This is a genomic window from Streptomyces sp. SID14478 (assembly GCF_010548525.1).
Taxonomy (GTDB): domain Bacteria; phylum Actinomycetota; class Actinomycetes; order Streptomycetales; family Streptomycetaceae; genus Streptomyces.
The window spans coordinates 1-6,863 of record NZ_JAAGMG010000994.1 but is presented as its reverse complement, the minus strand read 5'-3'; the positions used below and the strand labels follow the sequence as shown (position 1 = coordinate 6,863).

The window sequence follows — 6,863 nt, the reverse complement described above, 5'->3', positions numbered from 1 at the left end:
CCAGCGGGCGCGGGTCGGACGCGTAGTGACATCGACGTCGATGAGGGCGCAGCCCGTGATCCGTGCGTCGTAGCCGGGGCCCTCGGACCAGCCGACGGCGGCCTCCACCAGGATGCGCAGGCCGGCGTCGGTGCCGTCGAACTGCACGGCGGACTTGCCGCCCGGTGCGTACTGCACGACGGCTCCCCACGCCCCGAACAGTCTGCGACCGCTCTCCGCGAGAGCGGCGAGCAGGGACTGCGTGTCGAGCGGGTCCCGCGCGGCTTCCCCCGTCAACTGGGCGAATACCGCAGCGAGTTCCTGCTCCTGCAGTGTCACGGTGGCGACCTCTCAGCCGAGTCTCAGTTGTCCACTGACGATATCCCGCGCGACGTCGCCGATGAGGCGTCCGTCGCCGAAGGCCCGCGCTTTGACCAGTTCCAGCGCATCCGCGGCCGGACAGCCGAGATGAACGGCGACCATTCCCGCGGCCTGGTGCACCTCCACTCGGTAGTCGATGCCTCCGAACAACTCCGGTACCGCGTCCCGCCCGAGGAAAACACTGCGGGTCAACGCATCGGCGACACAGGTGAGAACCGCCGTGGACGCCACCGCCCCCGCCCGGTCGAACACCGCCAGGGCGCCGATGCAGCCACCGGGCGTCGCCAGCGGGACCGCGACGACCTGGCCGATGCCCAACTCCTCGACCGCCGGCCCGTAGGTGGGCCAGCGGGACCTCAGGCTGTCACCCGCCGCGGTGACGGGTCCGCGCGCGTGCACCGCGTCCAGGGCCGGCCCCTCGCCCAGCACGTACTCCACGTCCTGGGCGGCACGGGCGGGCTGGTCCGAGGACGCCGTCGCCACCTGGTTGCGCTCGCCGTCGACGAGGGTCACCGCGACGCTGCCGGACCCACAGGCCTCGGCGACGCCCGTCATGAAGAGTGGCGGCGGGCCGTCCTCGGGCACCCAGTGGGACGTGCGCCGCGCGTGCGCCTCCATCAGCTCCGCCGCGATCCGGTGACGGGCGGCCGTCGTGCGGTGCAGCTCCGCCATCCTCAGGTACAGCGCGTTCCCGGTGCGGACCGCGGTCGCCTCGTGCCGCAGGGCCAGTTGGCTGTCCCGCTCCGCGCGCTTGCGCGCGGAGGACGACCGCCGCCAGGCGGCCGCGGCTTGATCGGGCTTCCCTCCGGGGGGCTGCTCCATGCGTCTCAGCCTACGCCCGGCCCCGGGTCAGTCCCGGCCGCGATTGTGGTCTTCTTCCATCAGCAGCACGGCGCCGTCGCGAAGCCCGTCGAACGGACTGCACTGCACGGTGCACGTGACGCTGCGTCCCAGGCGGTTGACCGCGGCGATCGCGAAGGGCGCCGCGCGCTTGCGGGTCGTGAGGCACTGCGTCACCACCGGCTCCAGCTCCCTCGTCGGCAGCCCGAAGTCGAGGGAGAAGAAGGGCTCGTCGAGCACCTCGTCCTGGCGCAGGCCCCACAGGTCGGCGGCGCCCCTGTTCCAGCTCTTGACCTTGAGGTCCTTGTCGAGAACGACGACGGCGGCCGCGACGGAGGCGAGGACGCCCTCCAGGAAGGCGCGGGTCTCGTCCAGCTCCTCGGTGCGGATCCGCATCTCCTCGTTCATCGTCTCCAGCTCCTCGTTCCCGGACTGGAGCTCTTCGTTGGTGGTCTCCAGCTCCTCGTTCGTGGACTGGAGTTCCTCGTTGGTGGTCTCCAGTTCCTCGATGGAGGACTGGAGTTCCTCGTTGGTGGTCTCCAACTCCTCGTTCGTGGACTGGAGTTCCTCGTAGGCGGTCTCCAGGTCCTCGCGTACGCGCTTGATCTCGGCCTTGAGCCGGGTGGTGACCGTGACGTCGGTGAACGTGATGTTGGTGGCGGCCGGGGTCCCGCCCGCCCCGACGAGGGGCTGGACCATGATGTCGAAGAACTGGACCTCCTCGCCGATCCTGCGCTCCACCCCGTTGACCCGCAGCGTGCGGCGTTCGTGGGTGGCCTGGTCGATCAGGGAGCGCAGCTCGACCGGGCGGTAGGAGACCTCCAGGTCCTGGAAGGGCCGGCCGATGTCGCCCGCGGTGAGGCCGAACTGGACCCGCGCGTGGTTGTTGATGAGGACGACGATGCCCTCCGCGTCCACCGCGACGGCGGCGCCGAGCGAGGCGTCCAGGATCAGGTCGCGCAGCTGCCGGTTGCGGGCCACGCTGTGCAGCTCGCCGCCGAAGCCGGAGCGCAGCTTGACCGGCGCGGGCTGGTAGGGCGGGGCGGCGCCGCCGGGGCGGCGGCGGAAGATCCGCTGGCGCATGCTCAGGACGTCGAACCGGTCGGCGTCGTTGAGCAGCATCTCGGCCTTGCCGAGGAAGAGGAACCCGCGCTCGCGCAGCGCGAAGTGGAACCGGTCGATGATCTGCGTCTGCGCCTCGACGTTGAAGTACATCAGGGTGTTGCGGCACACCAGCAGGTCGAGGCGGGAGATGGGGGCGTCGCGGGTGATGTCGTGCCGGCCGAAGATGACCCGGCGGCGCAGGTCGGCGCGGAAGCTGAACTGCGACCCGTTCTGCTGGAAGTACCTGTCGCGCAGTTCGGGGGCGAGCGCTTCCAGGGTCCTGGCCGGGTAGAGGCCGGAGCGGGCGTCGCGCAGCGCCTCGTCGTCGACGTCCGTGCCGTAGATCTTGACGCGCTCCAGGGCCGCGTCCAGGCCGAGGGTCTCCGCGAACATGATGGCCAGCGAGTACGCCTCCTCGCCGGTGGAGCAGCCCGCGCTCCACACCCGGATCTCCTCGTCCGGGGCGAGCTGGGCGAGGATCTCGGGGACCACCTCGCCCTGCAGGTACGCCCAGGCGTCACTGTCCCGGAAGACCGAGGTGACGTTGATCAGGATGGTGTTGAACAGGGAGCCGAACTCGTCGGCGTTCGTCTCGAGTTGGTCGCGGTAGTCGGCGTACGAGTCGATGCCGACGTCGGCCATGCGCTTGCGGATGCGGCGCCCGAGGGTGGAACGCTTGTATCCGGTGAAGTCGAAGCCGCGGGAATCCCGCAGAAAGCCGAGAAGGTTCTCCAGCTCCTCGTCCGTCTCTACGTCGCCCGGGGTCTCGCCCATGGTGTCCCACTGCCTCTAGTGACCGACAAGTCCGCGGATGACCGCGGGGATTTCCTCCAGAGGTAGTACGAAGTCCACAGCGCCAGTACCCACTGCGGCCTGCGGCATGCCCGTGAACTCCGCGGTCTCCGGATCCTGCGCGATCACGGTACCGCCCCGGCTCTTCACCGCGTCCACACCCATGGCCCCGTCGTGCCCCGTGCCGCTCAGCACACAGGCGATGGCGCGTGCGCCGTAGGAGCCGGCGACCGATTCGAAGAGCAGGTCGGCGGAGGGGCGCAGGAAGTGGACGAGCTCGCTGCGGGACAGGGAGAGGGTGTCGCCGTGGCCCACGAGGAGGTGGCGGTCGGGCGGGGCGATGTAGACGGTGCCGGGCGCGATCACCTCGTCCTGCTCGGCGAGTTTCACCGCCAGGGGTGAACGGCGGTCCAGGATCTCGGCCAGCACGGTGCGGTGGCGCGGGTCGAGGTGCTGGACGACGAGGACGGGTACGGACAGAGCGGCGTCGAGTCCGCCGAGCACGGTGGTCAGGGCGTGGATGCCGCCGGCGGAGGCGGCGAGGGCGACGACGGCGAAGTCCTCGGCGCCGTCCGGCGGTTCGGGGTGGTTCGACACGGCGTCCTTAAGAGGTAGCGGGGTGCGCACTTTCCGGTCAGGCACCGGGAGTCGCGGTGAGGAGTCCCGCCGAGACGGCTCGGCGGAGCGTGGCGTGGTCGGCGGCGCTCTGGTCGGCGTAGCGCAGGGCGAAGGCGGCGATGGCGCGGTCGAAGGTGTCCGCGCCGCCGAGGTAGGCGGCGAGCGCGATGCGGTCGCCGGAGCGGGCGTGGGCCCGGGACAGCGCCGTGCCGCACAGACGGGCGTAGGCGAGCAGGGCGTCGGGGGGCATGCCCGCGACGTCCGCCGAGCCTTTCATGTCGCGCAGCTGACGCCAGTAGAAGGCCCGGCCCTGCGGTCCCGTCATCCAGCCCAGGAAGATGTCGCCCGCCGCCTGGAGGAGGCGCTGGCCGGAGACGACGCGGTGGCCGGGGTGCAGGTAGGGGCCGTGGTACGGGATGTGCTCCTCGATCACCGAGCGGGTCGCCTCCTTGATCTGGAGGAAGAGCGGATCGTCTGCGTCCCGGCCGGACAGCAGGATGACGAAGCAGCGTGTTCCGACGCTGCCGACGCCCACGACCTTACGGGCCGCGTCCACGAACCGGTACCGGTCGAGCAGCCTGCGGCGCTCCTCGGCGAGCGTGGAGCGGTAGTCGCCGAACATCTTGCGGATGGCGGCGGCGTCGGTGACGCCCGCCGGTTCGAGCAGGGGCGGGTCGTGGACGATGCGGCGGCGGCCGTCGGGCGTGAGCTCTGTGAGCTTGGCGAGGGCGTGCAGGCTGGTGCGGCGGGTGGCCTGGCCGAGGGTGTGCTCGGCGCGGCGCCGGTGGCGGGCGGAGCGGATCAGCGGGAGCAGTTCGTGGGCGTCGATGCGCTCGTACCAGACGGCGAGCTCGCCGAGGCCGGCCAGGCGGCGCATGTTCGTGCGGTACGCGGCCACGGAGTCGAGGACGGCGCGGTGGGCCTGTTTGTCGGAGTGGCCGTTGTCGCGGGCGGCGACGACGATCGAGGCGGCGAGGCGTTTGACGTCCCATTCGAAGGGGCCGGGGTACGTCTCGTCGAAGTCGTTGAGGTCGAAGAGCAGGGAACGCTCCGGTGACGCGAACAGTCCGAAGTTCAACAGGTGTGCGTCGCCGCAGAGTTGGACGGTCAGACCGGTGTGGGGTATCGCCGCGAGGTCGGCCGCCATGACGGCGGCGGCGCCGCGCAGGAACGAGAAGGGACTCGCCGCCATCCGTCCGTACCGCAGGGGCAGCAGGTCGGGCAGCCGGTCGGCGCCCTGGCGTTCGAGGACGACGACGGGGTCGGGGCGGTCCGCGGCCGGGATCCAGGGGGCGTGCGACGAGCGGGAGACGTACTTGCGGGCGCGTTTGCCCTGGGCGGCGCGTTCGGTGGGGCTGCTCATCGCGGGCGCCCCGGCGCTCAGTGGCGCAGCGCGCGGACGATGTCCGCCTTGACGTCGCCGTCGAGGGAGCGGTGGCTGCGCGCCGACGCCTGCTTGGACGCGTTCGCCGCCACGTCGTTCACGTTGAGCGCGACCGTGTCGAGGGTGTTGCCGCCGCTGTCCTTGAAGGCGACCAGGACGAGGTACGACTTCTGGGAGGACTGCCCGTTCGTGACGGTGACCGGCACGGTGGCGCGGCCGTCGTCCTTGCGCACGTCGCCGAGCTTCACCTCGCCCTTGGCGTCGGTGCCGTCCTTGAACTCGTCGACCTTCTTCTGTGCCTCGGCCGTCGCGGAGGACACCACCTCGCCGACCTTGGACGCCGCGTCGGACGGGCTGGTGTCGCTGTCGGAGCAGCCCGCCGCGCCGACGGCCAGGGCCGCCGCGAGCAGGGTGGCACCCATCGTCCGTACGCCTCGCATGCCCGCCATTCCCGAACACCTCCGCTCGCCCGTGACTGCCCGTCGACCCAGTCAACGGTGCTCCGTCCGCAGCCCGCATGCCAGGTACGGCAAACAGGTGACCGATCCGGCAGGATGCACGGCATGACCTCCCGGCACATCGGCAACGACGAACGGCGCGTTCGGCTCGCCCTCGCGCACCGCCTGTCCCCCGCGGCCCGGGCGTCCACGGCGCAGGAGGTCGCCCGGTCCCTGGTGGCGCTGCACGGTACGGATCCGGCCACGGTGCACCTCGCGGTGGGCGCGCGCCTCACCGACCCCGCGGGGACGGTCGCGGGCGTCGAGCGTGCGCTGTACGAGGACCGGACGCTGGTGCGGATGCACGGCATGCGGCACACGGTCTTCGTCTTCCCCACCGAGCTCGCGGCGACGGTGCACGCCTCGACCGGTCTCGCGGTCGCGGCGAAGGCCCGGGCCGGCCTCCTCAAGGACATGGTGTCCGGCAGCGACGGCCGGCTGACCCCCGAGTGGCTGGCCGAGGTCGAGGAGTCGGCGCTCGCGGCCCTGGCCCGGCGCGGGCAGGCCACGGTCGTGGAACTCACCGTCGACGAACCGCGGTTGAAGGAGTCGTTCACGTACGGCAAGGGGAAGGGTTACGAGGCGCCGCACACCGTGTCGTCCCGGCTGATGCGGGTCCTCGGGGTCGAGGGGCGGGTGGTGCGCGGCCGCCCGCTCGGCTCCTGGACCTCGTCCCGGTTCCGCTGGGCCGTCGCCCCGCCGCACCCCGAACTCCCGGTCGCCGAGGCCCAGTCGGAGCTGCTGCGCCGCTGGCTCGCGGCGTGCGGCCCGGCCACCGAGGGGGATCTGAAGTGGTGGACGGGGTGGAAGGTCACGGACGTGCGCAGGGCGCTGGCCGCGGTGGGTGCGGTGGCGGTCACCCTGGACGGCTCCGGCACCGGGTACGTGCTCCCCGACCGGCTGGAGCCTCCCGCGGCCGCCGCGGAGCCCTGGGCCGCGCTGCTCCCCGGGCTCGACCCGACGGCGATGGGCTGGCAGGAGCGGGACTGGTACTGCCCGCGGGAGCTGCGGCCCGCGCTCTTCGACGGCAGCGGGAACATCGGGCCGACCGTGTGGTGGAACGGGCGGATCGTGGGCGGCTGGGGCCAGCGGGCGGACGGCGAGGTGGTGTGGCGGCTCCTGGACGAGTCCGGCGGGCGGGATCTGCGCCTCGCGGTGTCGCGGGAGGCGGGACGCCTCGCGGCGGTCCTGGAGGGCACGGTGGTGACCCCGCGCTTTCGCACGCCGCTCGAACGGGAGCTGGGGGCGCGGTAGCGCTGCCGGCGAAG

At 72.0% G+C, this 6,863-nt stretch carries 6 protein-coding genes and 1 pseudogene; 1 reads left to right on the top strand and 6 read right to left on the bottom strand.

Going from position 1 to position 6,863, the window contains the following annotated elements; genetic code table 11:
• The 6 genes and pseudogenes from G3I40_RS32320 to G3I40_RS32295 all read right to left on the bottom strand — a co-directional run.
• Positions 1 to 318 (bottom strand): annotated as a pseudogene (locus G3I40_RS32320) (hypothetical protein); the annotation flags it as partial.
• A 12-nt stretch (positions 319 to 330) separates the two neighbouring features.
• A complete protein-coding gene (locus G3I40_RS32315; RefSeq protein WP_164306174.1) occupies positions 331 to 1,182 on the bottom strand; it encodes an ANTAR domain-containing protein in 852 nt (283 codons plus the stop codon).
• 27 nt (positions 1,183 to 1,209) lie between these two features.
• Positions 1,210 to 3,078 carry a CheR family methyltransferase gene (locus G3I40_RS32310; protein WP_164306173.1) on the bottom strand — a complete coding sequence of 623 codons (1,869 nt, stop codon included), beginning with the start codon at positions 3,076 to 3,078 and terminating at the stop codon, positions 1,210 to 1,212.
• A 15-nt stretch (positions 3,079 to 3,093) separates the two neighbouring features.
• The gene (locus G3I40_RS32305; protein ID WP_164306172.1) at positions 3,094 to 3,693 is read right to left on the bottom strand and encodes a chemotaxis protein CheB; all 600 of its coding nucleotides are present in this window, start codon (positions 3,691 to 3,693) and stop codon (positions 3,094 to 3,096) included.
• Between the two features lie 37 nt (positions 3,694 to 3,730).
• The gene (locus G3I40_RS32300; protein WP_164306171.1) at positions 3,731 to 5,077 is read right to left on the bottom strand and encodes a DUF2252 domain-containing protein; all 1,347 of its coding nucleotides are present in this window, start codon (positions 5,075 to 5,077) and stop codon (positions 3,731 to 3,733) included.
• Positions 5,078 to 5,094: 17 nt separating this feature from the next.
• Entirely contained in the window at positions 5,095 to 5,547 is a 453-nt protein-coding gene (locus G3I40_RS32295; protein WP_164306170.1) for a hypothetical protein, read from the bottom strand.
• Positions 5,548 to 5,661: 114 nt separating this feature from the next.
• Between G3I40_RS32295 and G3I40_RS32290 the strand changes: the two genes are divergently transcribed.
• The gene (locus G3I40_RS32290; RefSeq protein ID WP_164306169.1) at positions 5,662 to 6,849 is read left to right on the top strand and encodes a winged helix DNA-binding domain-containing protein; all 1,188 of its coding nucleotides are present in this window, start codon (positions 5,662 to 5,664) and stop codon (positions 6,847 to 6,849) included.
• Positions 6,850 to 6,863: the final 14 nt, after the last annotated feature.